Source organism: Vagococcus vulneris, from assembly GCF_003950515.1.
Taxonomy (GTDB): Bacteria; Bacillota; Bacilli; order Lactobacillales; family Vagococcaceae; genus Vagococcus; species Vagococcus vulneris.
In genome coordinates this window covers 232589-250043 of record NZ_NGJS01000001.1, presented here as the reverse complement: position 1 = coordinate 250043, position 17455 = coordinate 232589, and the positions used below count along the sequence as shown (strand labels likewise).

The 17455-nt window shown below is 35.1% G+C and carries 19 protein-coding genes; all 19 read left to right on the top strand.

The features are described from left to right. Positions 1–4: 4 nt before the first annotated feature. Positions 5–430 carry a hypothetical protein gene (locus tag CBF37_RS01190; RefSeq protein WP_002350178.1) on the top strand — a complete coding sequence of 142 codons (426 nt, stop codon included), beginning with the start codon at positions 5–7 and terminating at the stop codon, positions 428–430. Further along, positions 427–798, top strand: coding sequence for a hypothetical protein (locus CBF37_RS01185; RefSeq protein ID WP_002350179.1), 372 nt, complete (start codon positions 427–429; stop codon positions 796–798). Before CBF37_RS01190 ends, CBF37_RS01185 begins: the two co-directional genes overlap by 4 nt. Before the next feature lie 214 nt (positions 799–1012). Further along, the gene (locus tag CBF37_RS01180; protein ID WP_111231129.1) at positions 1013–1906 is read left to right on the top strand and encodes a hypothetical protein; all 894 of its coding nucleotides are present in this window, start codon (positions 1013–1015) and stop codon (positions 1904–1906) included. A 179-nt stretch (positions 1907–2085) separates the two neighbouring features. Continuing rightward, positions 2086–2343, top strand: a complete 258-nt coding sequence (locus CBF37_RS01175; RefSeq protein WP_105467012.1) for a hypothetical protein — start codon at positions 2086–2088, stop codon at positions 2341–2343. Between the two features lie 521 nt (positions 2344–2864). Further along, complete coding sequence (locus tag CBF37_RS01170; RefSeq protein WP_002350314.1) at positions 2865–3056, top strand: hypothetical protein; 192 nt, start codon at positions 2865–2867, stop codon at positions 3054–3056. Continuing rightward, positions 3049–3441: a hypothetical protein gene (locus tag CBF37_RS01165; RefSeq protein WP_002350313.1), complete on the top strand. Its 393-nt coding sequence runs from the start codon at positions 3049–3051 to the stop codon at positions 3439–3441. Before CBF37_RS01170 ends, CBF37_RS01165 begins: the two co-directional genes overlap by 8 nt. A 1249-nt stretch (positions 3442–4690) precedes the next feature. Beyond that, positions 4691–4921 carry a hypothetical protein gene (locus CBF37_RS01160; protein WP_165866592.1) on the top strand — a complete coding sequence of 77 codons (231 nt, stop codon included), beginning with the start codon at positions 4691–4693 and terminating at the stop codon, positions 4919–4921. A 236-nt stretch (positions 4922–5157) separates the two neighbouring features. After that, positions 5158–7881 carry a sigma 54-interacting transcriptional regulator gene (locus tag CBF37_RS01155; protein ID WP_087040388.1) on the top strand — a complete coding sequence of 908 codons (2724 nt, stop codon included), beginning with the start codon at positions 5158–5160 and terminating at the stop codon, positions 7879–7881. A 164-nt stretch (positions 7882–8045) separates the two neighbouring features. Continuing rightward, positions 8046–8465 (top strand): PTS sugar transporter subunit IIA, encoded by a 420-nt coding sequence (locus CBF37_RS01150; protein WP_002350310.1) that lies wholly within the window; start codon positions 8046–8048, stop codon positions 8463–8465. Between the two features lie 11 nt (positions 8466–8476). After that, positions 8477–8938: a PTS sugar transporter subunit IIB gene (locus tag CBF37_RS01145; RefSeq protein ID WP_002350309.1), complete on the top strand. Its 462-nt coding sequence runs from the start codon at positions 8477–8479 to the stop codon at positions 8936–8938. Positions 8939–8954: 16 nt separating this feature from the next. Next, positions 8955–9836 (top strand): class II fructose-bisphosphate aldolase, encoded by an 882-nt coding sequence (locus tag CBF37_RS01140; RefSeq protein ID WP_105467013.1) that lies wholly within the window; start codon positions 8955–8957, stop codon positions 9834–9836. Next, entirely contained in the window at positions 9823–10674 is an 852-nt protein-coding gene (locus tag CBF37_RS01135; RefSeq protein WP_002350307.1) for a sugar phosphate isomerase/epimerase family protein, read from the top strand. Before CBF37_RS01140 ends, CBF37_RS01135 begins: the two co-directional genes overlap by 14 nt. Then, positions 10671–11726: a zinc-dependent alcohol dehydrogenase gene (locus CBF37_RS01130; RefSeq protein WP_002350306.1), complete on the top strand. Its 1056-nt coding sequence runs from the start codon at positions 10671–10673 to the stop codon at positions 11724–11726. The genes CBF37_RS01135 and CBF37_RS01130 overlap by 4 nt, the downstream gene beginning before the upstream one ends. Before the next feature lie 14 nt (positions 11727–11740). After that, positions 11741–12508 (top strand): PTS mannose/fructose/sorbose/N-acetylgalactosamine transporter subunit IIC, encoded by a 768-nt coding sequence (locus CBF37_RS01125; RefSeq protein ID WP_002350305.1) that lies wholly within the window; start codon positions 11741–11743, stop codon positions 12506–12508. Further along, entirely contained in the window at positions 12498–13316 is an 819-nt protein-coding gene (locus CBF37_RS01120; RefSeq protein WP_002350304.1) for a PTS system mannose/fructose/sorbose family transporter subunit IID, read from the top strand. Before CBF37_RS01125 ends, CBF37_RS01120 begins: the two co-directional genes overlap by 11 nt. Before the next feature lie 12 nt (positions 13317–13328). Next, the gene (locus CBF37_RS01115) at positions 13329–14474 is read left to right on the top strand and encodes a mannitol dehydrogenase family protein (protein WP_002350303.1); all 1146 of its coding nucleotides are present in this window, start codon (positions 13329–13331) and stop codon (positions 14472–14474) included. Next, positions 14464–15429 carry an aldo/keto reductase gene (locus CBF37_RS01110; protein ID WP_002350302.1) on the top strand — a complete coding sequence of 322 codons (966 nt, stop codon included), beginning with the start codon at positions 14464–14466 and terminating at the stop codon, positions 15427–15429. The genes CBF37_RS01115 and CBF37_RS01110 overlap by 11 nt, the downstream gene beginning before the upstream one ends. Before the next feature lie 5 nt (positions 15430–15434). Beyond that, a complete protein-coding gene (gene deoC, locus CBF37_RS01105) occupies positions 15435–16103 on the top strand; it encodes a deoxyribose-phosphate aldolase (RefSeq protein WP_002350301.1) in 669 nt (222 codons plus the stop codon). A 500-nt stretch (positions 16104–16603) separates the two neighbouring features. Further along, the gene (locus tag CBF37_RS01100; protein WP_002350300.1) at positions 16604–17449 is read left to right on the top strand and encodes a MurR/RpiR family transcriptional regulator; all 846 of its coding nucleotides are present in this window, start codon (positions 16604–16606) and stop codon (positions 17447–17449) included. Positions 17450–17455: the final 6 nt, after the last annotated feature.

The following is a 17455-nucleotide window of genomic DNA, read 5'->3' as shown; positions in this document are numbered from 1 at the left end:
GTAAATGGCAAAAATAATTGATTTTAATGAAGCAAAATTCAGAGAATTATCAGTGTTCAATCCGTTGGAAGCCTGGCGGATTGCCTTTCTAAACGAATTAACTGCTGCAGGGTACACTGTATCTGTTCCAACGGAGTTATTTCCTAATAGTAATGTTGATGACTCAAGAAACCTGTATGAACTTAACAATAAAATTGAAACCTTGCAGCCGGGAGAAAAGTTGATCTTAGTGAGAAATCACCATTTTGAACTCTTTTTCTACTTTTCCCTTGAAAACAAGTTGACTCTTAGAATCGGAGCTTTAGCATCTGGAATTGACGCGTTTCTTTTACAAAATAAGTTTTCAAATGAAAAGGAAATCTTCAAAAAATATTATCTGTTTATGCTGGAATATTTTAGAAAAGATTCTAGTGGGGAGGATAACGTATGAAAAGGATAGGATTTAAGATTGTTGGGCTACTATTTCTAGCACTGTTTCTTTTTACTGGTTGTAGTAACAAAGATAAAAAATTAGAAGCAACGCTTACTGAAGGAACTGGTATTTGGACATTTGTGACTAAAGAAGGTGAAGGCAAAATCATCTTTTTCGAGGATGGTATGGCTAAAGCAGATGATGATGGTGAAGTAAACGCAACCTATGAAATCAAAAAAGATGGTACAGAAATTAGAATGAAGATTGTTGATTCCGACGTATATACTACAATGGAAAATATTGAGATTGAAAGCGATAAAGTTATAAAGGTAGATTTATCCAAGAACGGAAAGGCAGCAACTGAACCATGTAAGTTAGTAAAATAAAAGATGCTTATCTTAGGTTTTTGAAGGAAAATAGAGATACAGAACAGTTATTTATTAAATATTACTATAATTTCTATGTAAAAGAGAAAACCAAATTAAGTGATTACAATACTATAGAGCGAGTTTTGAAAAAACTTATTTTGAATTTTGAATATGGAATAATAGAGGAAATGATCATATGATTGTTTTCTCTTTTTTTATGGAGGAATTAGCAATGGATAGTATTCAGAAGTTTAGTAAGAATAAAGGATATGAAAGTCTACCAAGAGAACTGTTGCAATCTAAAGTACTTAGTTTAGAAGCAATAGGGTTATTGTGTAATTTACAAAGTTATCCAGAAAATTGGATACTTCGAAAAACTGAACTCAGAAGACGCTTTAAAAACAGTGAAAAAGTGGTTGATAAAATTTGGGATGAATTAGTTAGTAAAGGCTATATTCTTCAATTTCGTAGACGAGAAGGGAAAAAATATTTGTATCAATATTTCTTCAATACAGAAAAATTCTCTGTTAATGAAACGCAAGAATTATTAGAAAAGATGTTTTCAAAAGGATTTCTTCTTTACCATAAGTCAATGAAAAAAAATACTGATTTGAATTTGCGAAACTATCTATTTTTGACAGAGGGTGAAAAAAATAATTTGGATTTCTCTTTTTGGACTTTTCAAAATGGGAACTCCAAAAAAGGCGATTGCAGCAAAGATTCTTCAACTTTCCAATCTGGAAAGTCCAAAATGGAGATGTCAAATACGGAAGATAGTAGATTTACAGAAAAGAGATTAACTAATAAAAGAGAAGAAGAGATAACAGAAATTGAAAAGGAACAAGATAACGAACAAGAGTATTCTACTCAGTCTTTAAAAAAGCTTTTAAAGAAAAGCCACCTTTTTACTCAGAAAGATATTCAGCAAATTTTATCTTTATTAGATTTTAAAAGTCTAACAACAAAAATAGTCCAAGAACAGCTAGAAATGATGAGAATACAAACTATGATATATAATCCTGTTCAATATTTTATAGAAGGAATTCGTAGAAGGGAGCGGTTTGATGAGTTTAAAAATGATTCAGAACCTTTGCCACATGTCTCTTTATACAACTGGCTAGATTAAAATATAAGACTAAAAATTTTCTTTCTAAGATAAGCTAAGGTAAGTGTAGTAATGAACATCAGCTCGTATACTTGCCATTTTACACCTGTTCAGAGCCTTGAATAAACTTGGTATCCGAAATACCTCTGCTATCTTTGATAAAGGGTACGATGCAAAAGCCATTTATAAAGAGGCACATCATGAAAGCAGAAAGTGTTTCTCTAGAAGCGTTCATACAAATTATGAGCACAATTCAAAGAGATGAAAAGGTTGGCTTGTCTGCTTATCCCGAACATTTTCAAGTAATTATGAATGAGCAAAGTATCACAGGAATCGAACCTTTTGGGATATATGGCACACCGACGCTGGTTCATGTTGCCATCATTCAAGAAGATCAACTAAGCCCTGTAATTCTAGAATCAAATGCCAATGACTGGTTTGGTTCGCTTAACGGATGACTTAACCGAAGTAAATATTCCTTACCATCAGTTTAAATCATTTGACAATGGATTCGAAGCGAATTGGCGTCGTACCGGCCAGAACATGCGGTTGATGGAATTGTCAAAGGACGCTCCTTGCATTTAGCGAGTGAGTTTTACGAGGGATTAAAAATGACTGTAAATGATCAAGAATAATTATGATAATGGGGAAGGGATTGTGGTAGATGAATGCTATAATCCTTTTTTTGATAATTTCCACACAATCTATGAATCTGTTACAAATAACAGTAACAAAGTCAATTTGATAAAACGGATTGCTTATGGTCGTTCTGAATTAGTCCAGGTGCCTAAAAAAGTGAGCAGGGTGTATATTTCTTTAATATTTCAGTATTGTAACAAAAATATTAAGAAGTGGGCATTTTTGATTACAAGAGCTCCTTAATTGTGTTAGTATACACGAAAGGAACAAAATTTTAAAACTACGACTTGTTTAATTTCGCCTGTGGAAGCATAGTTTTAATTTGAAGGAGGAAAGTACTATGGCAACTTCAAGTTTTCAAAAGAACTTTACTGTGACTAGAAAGCAACAAGATAGAGTTGTCTCAGTCATGACTAGTGACAAATTAGGAGCAAATATGAGCAAAAAATTTGAATCTAAATTCTCTAGTGCTAAAAATTTCCAAGGTCAACTTAATAACGTCCTTTCGCCAAAGAAAGTTCTGAATGACTGATTATGTGGTCTTTTCTTTAGGAGAACTTTTAGAGTTATATGATGAAGGCGAACTATTAGATAAACTAAAACAATTTACATGTGAAAAAGAAAAAGATTTAGAACATTTTTTGCATAATAAGGCATGTACCTATGAAAATAGTGAGTTTGGGAAAACCTTTTTGTTTATTGATAAACAAAAATTAAATGAGAACGAGTTTTCTATAATGGGTTTTTTCACTAATGCTTTAACTTCCTATGATATTTCTAAGATGGGAAAAAAGAAACAAAAAAAAGTATTAGGGTCTATGCCGGGGAGAGATAATCTTAATTCATTTCCAGCATTTCTAATTGGACAATTAGGCAGAAGTGATTTTTATACTTCTGAAGATTTGCCAGGACATTAAATTTTGCATGAATGTTATCTACAATTGCGGGAAGTTAGTAAAGCTGTTGGTGGAGAACACGTAATCTTGGAATGTAGAGAATGTATGTATGACAATTTCTATTCTAGACAAGGGTTCAAGAAGTTAAATGAAAATGTTGATAAGAATGGGTTATACACTTTGTACAATCGTATAAAGTTTAAAGATCTATTAGAAAGTTGATTATGGTTAAAATCAAAGAGAGTAGTGATCAAAATTGTTTATGATTTTGATCACTACTCTTTATTTGGGTTCTAAGTCAAATAGTAATCTCTATTACCAATTTTGGAAACACGACGTTAGCTGGTTATTCAACCATGTTGATCCATTTCTTATATGATCCATAGAAAACAAGATTGACTGCCTACACGCAAAATGGAGGATTGATTTTTGTAATCGATGCTTTGATATTAAGTCTCTATAAACAAGATTACTCTAAATGTCGTACTCAATCAGGAGACTATATGAAATTTTCAAAGACAAAAGAGTACAGAGATTAACTGTAATGGTTATTACAAAATGTATGTGTAAGAGAAATAGTTTTTCTTGAAAGAAAGGTAATACGCGCATCCGTTTTGCTAGTCATTCATCATAAGCTAAATGAAAAACGAGTATGCTATAAATGAAAAAAAGAGTTACCATAAAGAAATAATCGCTAAATAATTAATAGCTTTTCATTCACAAATCTTTAGTAACCAACATGCTGCTTCCACTCAACGATCAAGCAATTTTTGCTTGATCGTTGAGTGGGTAAGGGTAATCTACAAAAATAATATACATCTATTCGCGTATTCATCCAAAATTCTCTAGTATCCTTTTAAACTTGCTTTTTCAAGAAGAAATAATCACAACTTTGTACTGGAACATTTTTAATACTTCCGAACTCCTTGTACCCATTCTTTTTGTAAAAATTAGGTGCCTCAAATGAGAAAGTTTCTAAATGAATTACTTTACCTTTTCTCTTCTAGCAATATTCGCCATCTCAGCTAATAACCTTCCTCCTTTGCGTGATTTATAAAAATTTGCTAGGCAGAAATTAGGAGGATTGAAATGCCATTTTTTGAAGAGGTAGCAGATGAGTTTTCTCAATTATTACTTAAATATTACCAAGCATATCCTAGTTAGCAAAAAAAGAGAAATACTGGAGAAGAAAATGTTATCCAGTTTCTTGCTATCTATAAGGGTCCTGCTAGTCCAAAAATTTATTAGTGAGACACTAAATTTATCAAGTATGCGCGTATCCGCAATTTTGAACGCTTTAGGGAAGAAAAAGATGAATTCACGAAAACAATCAAGTATTGATCATCGTCAAATCGTAATTTCTTTAACAGGAAGGAAAACAAACGGTGCTAACAATTCTTGTGAAAAGATCCAAAGTAGCTATGCTCATGTTTTTGAGCAAATGGGAGAAGAAGATACCCAGAAATTTATTGAATTGATGACAAAGTTTATGAGTCATTAATATTAGTAAACAAATTTTCAAATTGGGTGTAATAGTTTATTGTAAATGACTTCATTGGAACGAAGTCTTCAAACTCAACCAGTTCTTGGCCTATTAATTATTTTTTTAATCATTCGGGAAATAATGGTCTCTGTTATTGTATTCATTCATTTTTTGGGGTGAGTTGTTTTCTCAAGTTTGTTTGGTAAAATGATAGATAAATATTATTGACTATACTTTTAAAGGGTGGGCTGATAATGAATAGAGAAATACTGAATTATGTGGAAGAATTTGTTGACTTTAATGAATCCTTCGATGAGCAGGATGCGATTACTGCCATTCAAATTAGTGAAATGTTCAATATCAAACGCAATACAGCTAGCAGATACTTAAATGAGCTGTTGGATGAAGGCAGATTAATAAAAGTAAACACACGTCCAGTTTTATTTTTTCATAAGCAATTGGTTGAGAGCGCTTTAAAGAGAGAGGTTAAAAAAGAGTATTCGTCTTTCGCCGAATTGAAAAATGCTAGAATCGAAGAAAAAGATACCTTCGATTCTGTAATTGGTCGTAATGGTAGCTTAAGTAACGTGATTGATCAACTAATTTCAGCGACTAATTATCCTGAAGGGTTACCGATTTTACTAAATGGTGAATCTGGAACAGGAAAAAGTATGCTTGCAAAAAAGGTGTATGAGTATTGCTTACAGCAAGGGATTCTTGGAGACAAGTCGCCGTTTGTTGTATTCAATTGTGCGCAATATTTCAATAATCCTGAATTGCTTTCCAGTCAATTATTTGGGTATAAAAAGGGATCATTTACAGGAGCCGATATGGATCGAGGCGGATTGATTGAGGAAGCAGAAGGAGGAATTTTATTTTTGGATGAAGTCCATCGATTACCTCCAGAAGGTCAAGAAAAGCTTTTTATTCTGATGGATCAAAAAGTTTTTAGTCGAGTCGGAGAAACTGACAATAAAAGGAATGCTAATATCCGATTAATTTTTGCTACAACAGAAGATGTTCATTCTTCTTTCTTGCCGACTTTTTTAAGAAGGATTCCAATGGTCTGTTACCTTCCAAACTTTTCTGATCGGACATATAGAGAACGGCGGGATTTAGTTTTTTTAATGTTGAAGAAGGAAGCGAACATTTTGAGATGCTCATTACGTGTCTCTAGTACAGTAATCTATATTTTGACTCATGCCGAACATAAAGGAAATGTTGGTGAAGTGAAGAATTTGATTAGACGAGTTTGTGCGCAAGAATTTTCAGCTCAAAAAGATAAAAACCCTGTTGATATAAGACGTTCATCTATTCCAGAAGAAATGATTACTGCAAATATTGACCTTCTTAATGAGAAAAAATTTTTGAATGAGCCAGTGCTATTTACTCCTTTGATGGAAATCAGAGAGTCTAAGGAAGTGACAATATTTAATAGATATGCCGATCGTTTTATTTCTAATGTATTACGAACATTTAATTCACTTAGAGAAGATTCAATTGATCAGACTGAGTTCCAGCAACAAGTTTTATCGGACCTATACTCATTTATTGATCAGCTGATTTTTAATGACCTGAATACTTCACAAGAGATTTTGAACTATATGATCCGGCAGATTCAGGAAAGCTTTCAAATGGTGCTACATGCTAAAAATAGCTTTTTCAATGGAAATGATATCTTTATTATTGCTCATTATCTATTGAAAAAAAATGATAATTCGCATTTTAATATTGACGAGGCTGAATTGGAAAGACTGTATCAGTATCTCCAAAAATCAGTGAAACAGGATATGGCGACTCTTTTTCAGATGCTAGAGAATAATTTGGACATTTCTCTAACTAAATTTGATAAACTTTTTATTCAATTAACACAGGCGGTGGGTAGTGTTAATCAAACGGAGCAAAGTATGTTTGGTGGACTGATTGTCGCTCATGGTTATGCAACAGCAAGCAGTATCAGCAGTGTTGTTAATCGAATGTTAAAGGTCCACATATTTGATTCATTTGACATGCCACTAGATGTTAGTGTTGACGAATTGATTGAACGGGTAGAAATATATATCAAGAACAATCAATATCAGGAAGGGTTACTTTTGTTAGTGGATATGGGGTCACTGCATAACATCGGGAGGAAGCTAGTCCAAAGCATTTCATCACCGATTATTTTAGTGAATAATGTTTCGACTGAAATGGCTTTATGGGGTGGCAACTTACTGCAGCAGGGATTAAGTATGATTGAGATCTCTGAGAAAATGAAAGAAAGCGGGAAAATTCATTGTCAGATCATTTACCCAGAAAAGAAAAAGAAAAAAATGATCGTCATTTCCTGCAGTACAGGATATGGCACTGCCATAAAATTGAAGGAAATGTTCATGAAGATCATGCCAGAGGAAAGCCCGATACAATTTGCTGCTCAAGATTTTGAGCAGATTCTTAAGAATGGCTTCGAAATGGAAATCTTCAAGTCAAATGAAGTGATTGGTTTAATTGGTACGAAAGATCCTTATATCGAAGGATTATTGTTTATTTCAATTGAAGATTTGTTTTCTGATAAGGATAATCGATTGCTGAAACTACTTGAAAAGCATACAACAAAAGAACTAGCTGAAGTAGTGAATAATGAAATGATTAAAAATCTATCCTTGAACAAGATTATTGATTCGCTAACCATTTTAGATAGTAGTAAAATTATTACTCAGATTGAACCTTGTATTGAGTCATTAGAACGGTTTATGAATAGACAAATGAATAACAACCAGAAATTAACGATTTATGTCCATATCAGTTGTATGATTGAGCGCTTGATTCGTGGTCAGCAGATGGATTCTTTTCCGCAGGATGATTACTTCATCGAGCATCAGGAACGCCTATGCTCAATCATTCGAATGGCTTTTCAACCGATCGAACAATTATACAATATCTCTTTGCCTGTAGAAGAGTGCTATTACATTTTCAATATTACGCAAAACCTTGACTGACACTATTGATTTATACGAGTGACACTATCTTTTGAAGAAGATAGTGTCACTTTTTGCTTTGAGAAAACAAAAACAAGTTGATTTATAAGTGTTTTCCTTAGCAACCAACTACTTGGCACGCCAATTGCTATATTAAAAGTGAAGAGAGAAGAAGGAGGAATTCGATGAGAAAAATTATTTGTTTCAGTCACGGTAACTTGGCTAGAGGAATGACTGAGACAGTTAAAATGATTGCAGGAAATTTTGATAATATCGATTATTACTGCGCGTACGTCAGAGAGGATGAAGATATTGAGAAAGAAATTGATCGCATTATTTTAGAAAATCAAGAGAATGAGCTTTTTATTGTTTCCGATATTTTTGGTGGCAGCGTCAATAATGAATGGATAAAAAGAATCAATAAAGGGGAAAAGATCCATCTAATCGCAGGAATGAACTTAGCCTTTGTGATTGAACTGCTGGTATTGATCAATGATTCCAAGATGAAAGGAGCAGAAGTAGTACAAAAGGCTATGACGAGTGCACGAGAAAATTTTGTTTATTGTAATCAATTGCAAATGGATTTAGAAGAAGATGATTTTTAGGAGGGAAAATTATGATTAAACTAATTCGTGTTGATCATCGTTTGATTCATGGTCAGGTTGCTTTGTCTTGGACAAATAGTATTAAAGCGGATTGTATTCTTGTAGCTAACGATGCAGTGGTGAATGATCCATTACAAAAGGCGACTTTAAAAATGGCTTGTCCCCATAACATTAAGGTTGTGATCAAAAACGTTGAAGATTCAATTAAAGCAATTCAATCAGGTAAGACGGAAAAGTATAAATTGTTCATAGTTGTTGGTTCAGTTGGCGATGCATACAAGCTGATCAGTGGAGTTCCAGAAATTGAGAAGTTGAATCTTGGTGGAACGAAAGCACGAGAAGGCACAAAAAATATTTCCAAAGCTATCAATGTTTTTCCTGGTGAGGAAGAACAACTGAAAGAATTAGCCGCTAACGGAATTACCATAGAAATTCAACAAGTTCCAACAGATACGATCGTAAATTATAAGTAGAAACTGGAGGAAGACAATGATTATACCAATGCATGAGTTACTTAAAGAAGCAAAAAAAGGGAAGTATGGGGTAGCGGCACCAAATGTATTCAATCGTGAAACCATTGAAGCTTGTTTTTTAGCAGCTAAAGAATTGCGAGCACCGATTATTTTAGATGTTGCAGGCGTCCATGGGATTTATGAATGTGCGGACATTGCTCGTTTCTATGAACGAAGATACCCTGAGGTTCCTGTTGCACTCAATTTAGATCATGGAGGACCTTATGAAGATATTGTAAACGCGATTCATGCAGGTTTCAGCTCGGTCATGATCGACCGTTCTCAAAGTAGTTTTGAGGATAACGTAAAGGAAACATCTGAGATTGTAAAAATAGCCCATGCTTGTGGCATTTCAGTCGAGGCAGAACTGGGACATGTGGGTCAAGCATATGAATATGATAAGACAAGAGATTCAGGTTTGACAAGGCCAGAAGAGGCTTCGGACTTTCTAAAACAAACGCAAGTTGATTGTCTAGCAGTGGCTGTGGGAACTTCACATGGAGTGTATCAGGGAGAATGCAAGATCGATTTTCCTTTGCTAGATACTTTAGCAGCGCAGATTGAACAGCCTTTAGTACTTCATGGGGGTTCTGGCTCTGGCGATGAAAATCTGAGAAAAACGATTGAACATGGAATTCAAAAAGTAAATCTAAACACTGATTTAGTCATGTCTGGTTTAGATAGAATACAGGCAAGTTGTAAAAATAATTTTGAAATCAAAGTCCCTGCTGGAGTAAATATGGATGAATTTACTACGAAACGAATGAATATGCAACAGCTATATGCACTCGGAGCAGATGGATATAAGGAGAAATTGATGCATTATATGAAGCTATTTAAGTCAAATGGACGTTGGTAAAATGATTGAACGTTTTGCGCCAATGAATCATTGTTACCAACAGCATCAATTGGATACTTTCTTACGGGAGGTTTCAGAGATTGGTTTTAAAAAGATTGATCTCTGGACCTGTCCAACACATTTTTATGTTGACAATTTTTGGCACGAAGATGTAAATACCTTGAGAAAGAAATTGAGCGAACAGCATTTAGTGATAAGTTGTTTAAGTCCTCGACAAAGTTGTCCGAATCCTTTCCATTTAGCTGTAAAGAATACGGAAGCAATCCAACGGACGAGAAATTACTTTCAACAAATTATCTATGCTGCCCATGAATTGGAAGTGCCCAGGATTATGGTTACATCTGGTTGGTCCTTTCAAGATGAGGCTTGGGAAGTGGCTTGGGGACGTTCGGTTGAACTGTGTCGGTGGGTATGCCAATTCGCTCAATCCTATGGAGTTAAAATAGCAATCGAACCTTTGACCAAAAGTAGTACAAAACTTGTAAACTCCTGTGATCGAATGTTTGAGTATTTTACTGAAGTTGATCACAAAAATCTTAAAGTCATTCTTGATACGGGAACAGTTTTACGGAGTGAGGATAGTATTTCAAAATATTTTCAGACTTTTGGTGACAAGATAGATTATTGTCATTTGACAAATTATCAGAGTAATCAATTTGCCCATGTTGCTTGGCATGATGGAGAGTTTGAACTTTTTAAGGTTTTAAAAGAACTAGAGTTATTTGGTTATGCAGGAGATTTTTGTTTGGAATATACAGCAACTAAGTATCAAAAAAATCCAAAGAAAGTTTATGAAGCTACGTATCATCAAATCAAAAAAATGGAGGAGAACAAATGACAAATCCAGCATCAACAAAATTTGCCGTCATTACAGAAAAATTTATTGCAGAAGTACATGAACGAAAAATTTCTGAACTTAAGGATGATCAGGTTCTTGTTAAGGTTAATGCCTGTAATTTATGTACTTCAGAATATGGTGTTTGGAATGGGGCGCGGTTAGGAAAACAACCACTGCCGATGGCGTTTGGTCATGAGTACAGTGGAAAAATTATTGAGATGGGAAGTGACGTAAAAGGTTTTGAAATTGGAGATACCATTGGGGTTGGTTACGATTGGTGTGGAGAGTGCGAATATTGTGAAGCAGGAAAAACGAGTCAATGTCCGCATCGAGGAATCATGAATATTGCCTCTGATGATGGATATTATGGCAATTTTGGTTGTGGACAATATGTAGTTAAGACCTATCGGGCGTTATGCAAGATGAATCCAGCGATTGATCCGTCTGAAGCAGCCTTTGTTGAACCGGCTGGAACAGTTGTTGAAGGCTTACGTAAGTTGAGGGTGAAAAAAGGCGAGACCTTGGTTGTGATTGGTGCAGGAACGATGGGGATTTTAAATGCATTGATTGCTCGTGAAATGGGCTGCCGAGTGATCTTAACTGAAATGATGCCAAAGAAAATTCAAACGGCTAAAGAATATGGCTTTGAGGTGGTAGATGTTTCTAAAGCAGATCCGGTTGAGATGGTAAAAGCCCTTACTGATGATCAAGGAGTGGATGCGGTTGTTGTAGCTGTAGGGGCAACATCGGCTAACAATCAAGCACTAGAAATGATTAAACAAATCGATGGAAAAATTCTCCTATTTGCCGCGGGTTATCCAGCTCCAGAGATGAATATTGACTCCAATACGATTCATTATAGAAAGATGGAGTTACTAGGGACTTTTAGTGCGGATATTGATGATTTTCAATATGCTGCAGATTTGATTAGTGATAAAAAGATAGATGTTTCTAAACTAGTTGAAGAAAAATTCCCATTGGAGGATATTCAAGCTGCATTTGAGGCAGCAACTGTTCCGGGTGCTTATCGCGTGAGTGTTGTTTTTGAGTAGAGGAGGAAAATAATATGTTACAAGCAATACTGGCAGGGCTGGTGTTAGGTATTTGTAAAATGGATATGTTTTTTGGTTACTGTTATCTTTCACGTCCATTGGTTGCTTCAACTTTGATGGGTCTAGCTTTAGGAGATGTGACTCAGGGGATAATTATTGGTGGAGTATTGGAAGTTATTTTTATCGGGTCTTTCCCGGTAGGTGCAGCGGTCAGTCCTGATGGAGCAGCAGCAGGGGTTATTGGAACTGCATTTGCTATTATGACCAATACAGGACCTGAATTAGCAACGGCTTTAGCTGTTCCAATCGGACTTCTAGGTGGATTCTTGTTTATTGTTGTAAAACTTTTTAACTCAGTATTTGCAACAGCAATGAGTAATCAGTTGAAAAAAAGTAAAATGAAGGCGGCTTCAAGAATCTATGTGATTGGTTGCTGGATATCTACTTTTGGTATTTATTTTATCTTTGGCTTACTGGCAGTCTATTCTGGTAGTGGTGCTGTTCAATCATTTGTGAAATCTATTCCAGTAGATGTTATTAATGGCTTGTCTGCAGCAGCGAATTTGTTACCCGCTATTGGGTTCGCCATGCTTTTAAAAATGATTATTAGTAAAAAAATGTCTCCGTTTTTCTTTATTGGTTTTATGTTGGCAGCATACTTGAAATTGCCAACAATTGCGATCACATTGTTAGCGGTCATGTTTGTGATCATTATGTTAACCCCTCATAACTTAAATACTGCACCGGCAACAGGACAGGAGGATTTGGACGATGACTTCTAAATTATCAAAAAAAGACTTGAATCGCGTTTTTGTCAGATATATTGCATTAAACTGTATGAATGATTACCCAGGACAAATGCATAGTGGCTTTACTTTCTCGATGCTCCCAGCTTTAGAAAAAATTTATTCTGATCAGCCTGATAAGTTGAATGAAGCAGTGTCTCGCCATCACATTGAGTATTTTAATATTACCCCCTCATTGGCAGGTTTCCCATTAGGAATTACATTAGCGATGGAAGAAGAAAATGCCAAAACTGATGATTTTGATGTTACTACGATCAGCGGTATGAAGACAGCGTTAATGGGACCATTATCCGCTATTGGTGATACTATTTTTCCAGCAACTTTAAGAATTATTGCTACGGCGATGGTTACAGAAATGGCTGCGAAGGGGAGTGCTTTAGCGCCAATTATTTTTCTGCTAGTCTACAATATCCCGAATTTCCTAGCGCGTTTTTATTCTCTAAAACTAGGCTATAATCTTGGAAGCGATTTTATTATCCAGTCTGAAAAATCAAACCTCATGCAAAAAGTGTCTTATGCATGTTCAGTTGTAGGTTTAATGGCCATTGGAGCGATGTGCGCGTTTAATATCAAAATTTCAACTCCAATTGTAATTGGAGGTTCGGTAAAAGATGGTGCAATGAAGTTACAAGAAACATTGGATAGTATTTTACCAGGTATGCTCTCATTGATTCTTGTAGGTATCATTTATTGGTTACTAGATAGAGGCGTTAAAGTTGTTCCATTATTATTAGGAACAATGGTAGTCGGTGTAGCATTATTTATGTTGGGCATCATAGCCTAAGGGAGAAAAAATATGAAAGATGCATTAATCATTGGTGCCGGAAATATCGGACGTGGTGTTGTGGGTTACTTGCTAAATAGTGCAGGTTATCATCTATCTTTTTATGATGTTAACTCTGAGAATTTAGAAAAAATGAAAGAACAAGGAGGGTATTCTGTATTTGTTGAGGAGAAATCTCGACAAACTGAGAAACATATCTCTTCCTTTTCGATAGTTTCTCCAAACAAATTATCAGATGCTTTAATGTTGCATGATTTCATTTTTTGTTGTGTATATGAAGGCGCATTTGAAAGTATAGCAAAATGCTTGGCACAAACGATTCAACAAGGCAATCAAAAAAGTTTTAAAAATATTATGTTATGTGTGAATTCATTAGGAGCTCCGCAGAAGTTCAGTCGATTTGTCACTGAGTACTTGAAAGATGATCCAGAGGCGTTGAATTACTTCCATGAAAAGGTAGGCGTAAATCAGGTAATGGTCCTTTCTGCTGCCTTGCCGTTGTCTAATGAGTTAAGTAAAAACTATCCATACGCAGTTATGATCACTGTCAATCCTCATTTGGAAATTGATGGAGTAACATTTAAAGGAGAAAAGCCTCAAATTTCAGATGTTGAATTTGTAGACAATGCAGAAGGTCGGATATACAGGAAGGTATATGTCGGAAATATGCGCCACACAATGGCTGCTTTTATAGGAGCTGTAGAAGGAATGACCTATGTATACGAGGCTCAGCAAGATCAGCTTATAAGAACATGGATTGAGAAGGCGTTTGAAGAAGCTCATCAAGCAGTTAAGTCTAGTTATCTTTTTGATTCGAAAGAAGATGAGGCGTGGACGGTCTATATGCAAGATAAATTGAATCAAGATATTAAGGACCCCATTCAACGAGTCATCGCTAATCCAGAGACAAAATTGGGTACATCTGATCGGTTCATTGGTCCAGCAAAATTGTGTTTAGAACATAAAGTATTACCATTCTATATCGCAAAAGGAGTGGCATACGGTCTAAGATATTTACAAAGAAGTGATGAACGTACAATTGATGAGCTTTTAAAAGATGTCTGCGGCTTGAATAAAGAGCAAGATTACATTTTATACCAATTGATAAAAAAACAAGCAGATTCAATTCAGAGTGAGGAGAAAAACGATGAGATATAAAACATTTGGTAATACTAACCTAGAGATTTCTTCTGTTGCAGTCGGGACATGGGCAATGGGGGGAGAAAATTCAGCGGGAGGCAGCTTTGGTGAAGTAAATCGTGAAGAATCAGTTGCAGCGATCAAAGCAATGCTGGATGAAGGTGTGAATATCATTGATACGGCACCCATCTATGGTGAAGGAACAGCAGAGGAAATCGTTGGTGAAGCAATCAAAGATTATGATCGTAGTAAGTTATATATTGCGACTAAATTTGGCTCCTATATTAGCCATTTTGATGGAAAACCTGTTAGAAATAATAAATATGATGCAGTCATACGGGAGGTAGAAGACTCACTTCAACGTCTGGGAACTGACTATATCGATTTCTATTTGATGCATTGGCCGGATGTGAATACCTCTATAGAAGAAACGATGGCCGCGCTGAATGATTTGAAGAAAGCTGGAAAAATCCGATATACCGGTCTATGTAATTCGTCAAAAGAGTTAATTGAAGAGGCGTTGCAGTATGGTGAGATCAATGTAATCCAACCACCATTTTCGATGGTTAACCAATCACAAAAAGAATTGATGGAATGGGCAGAAATGAAAGGAATAGCTACCATGACTTCTGGGTCATTAGGGGCAGGTATTTTGACAGGAACTATTCGTGAGCTGCCGCAGTTCGATGAAAAGGATTTCCGGCTGACATTCTATCCATTCTTTAAGGAACCAGCATTTTCGACAATTATGGAGCTTTTGGAAACTTTGGATGATGTGGCAGAGAAGTATGAAAAACCTGTCGCACAAGTCGCTATTAATTGGTCCACTCAGAAAAGCTTTGTAAATACAGCATTATTGGGCGTAAGAAATGAAAAAGAAGCCAAAATCAATTGCGAAACGTTCGAATGGCAATTAGCAGAGAGTGATATGCAGAAAATCGATGACGAGTTGGCTCGTCTCAATATCGGTTAAATTGAATGGTTAATACTTTTCAGTTTTCCCAAATGTTGGATTGCACGCTATCTCATGCGGGTGCTACATTGGAAGACACGTTGGAGTTGATTGAATATGCAAAAGATCATCAATTCTACTCGGTGATTGGTCCGCGATGTTTTGTCCCCTTAATGGTAGAAAAGTTAAGAGGCAGTGATACATTGGTTGGAGCAGGCTGTTGTTTTCCGGCAGGGCATGACCCAACTGAAATTAAAGCATCGTATGCGAAGTATTTAGTTGAACAAGGTGCAAAAGAAATCGATATGGTCCTGAATATTGGTTATTTAAAAGGAAAGATGTATCGAGAAGCAAGCCGTGACATTAATACTGTCAAGCAAGCGATTGGTCCAACCATTCCGTTAAAATGTATCATTGAAACGCCGGTATTATCCAATCAAGAAATTCGAGAAGCGAGTTGTTTATTGATTGATACTAAGGCAGATTATATTAAGACAGCTACAGGTTTATCAGGAAATACCACACTTAGTCACATAAAGTTAATTTCAGATGAGGTTCGAGGCAGGATTCCAATAAAAGCAGCTGGTGGGATTAGAGACAAAGATACAGTTTATAAAATGAAAGAACTAGGCGTCTCTAGATTTGGAATTAGTTTTAATAACGCAAAAAAAATAATTCAATCACTTGAAGAGTAGAAAGAGATCTAGAATCTTAAAGGGTTCTAGATCCTTTTCCTATATTGAAATTTACTGGTCAGGCGTTCTTTGCCAACTTATGTAGAAGGGAACAAATTCTAAGAAAATTTAGCAATAATTTATTAACAACGCTTTCGCAAACGGTTAATCTTTAGATAGTTGAATATGGACTGTTACTGATTCGATCAGGCATTACCTACATGAAAAAATTATTTGAATAGACAAATGATTCTTTTGACGTATTTTTTGGGCTCTATAATATTTGGTGTTGTTACTCAATCTGAGTAGGAACACCCTTTTTCTTTTTTTATAATAAGCTGATTGTAAAATTAAGCTAGAAACATATAGATTGGAAAATATTTTCAATCTTAAAGAAATGAATTGTTTTTTTTGAAAACGTTTTTCTAACAAGTCTATACCTATTGTTTTTTGATATGTAAGGTTTTAAGATAGAAACAGATCAGTAGTATTTCCCCATTTCGGCCGAAGGAGATAGAAAATTGTTACTGGACAAAATACAAAATATCGAGAATTTGACACCGCAAGAGAAACATTTGGTTGAATATTTGGTAGCTCATCCAAAAGACATATTAACGATGAATATCACAGAGTTAGCGCAAGTAAGTTATACAAGCTCCGCGACTGTATTTAGACTTTGTAAAAAAGCAGGGGTCAGTGGCTATTCAGAATTCAAAATGATTTATGCCTCAGAATTACCTAATATTTTGGAATTAGCTGGAGATTTAGATGTTCAAAATTTACAAATTGAAGATGATATGTTGATGATTTTAAAAAAAATTGAGGCGATTCACAAACGCTCAATTAGTTATACAAAAAATCTTATAGAATCAGATCAACTGAAAAATATTCATTGTTTAGTCAGAAATGCTCGGCGTATTGAAATTTATGGTGAGGGTTTAAATTTTGAACTAGCTAAGGTTTTTCAATTGAATCTTCAAGAAATTGGTGTTGACGCGTACGCTTACAATGCGTTGAATCCCATGAATTCAAAATTTGTAAAAAAAGGAAATAGACAAAGAACATTGGGAATTATATTAACTCATACAGGGCGCAATAGACATATGTATGAGATTGCTGATCATTTATTGAACGATGAATATCATTTGCTTGCAATTTGTGATAGCCACAATCGGGAAATTAGTCGAATCTGTGATGAAACGGTAGTCATAATGACAACTAAAAACACTATTGAATTGAGTAATTTTGTTTACCTTGCAAGCTTACAATATGTTTTTGATGTATTAACATCAGTTAAATTGCTTCAAAATTATGAAGAAATTGAAAATATTTCAGAATTAGTCGAAAAAGAAAAAAGTAAGGATTGATTAGTG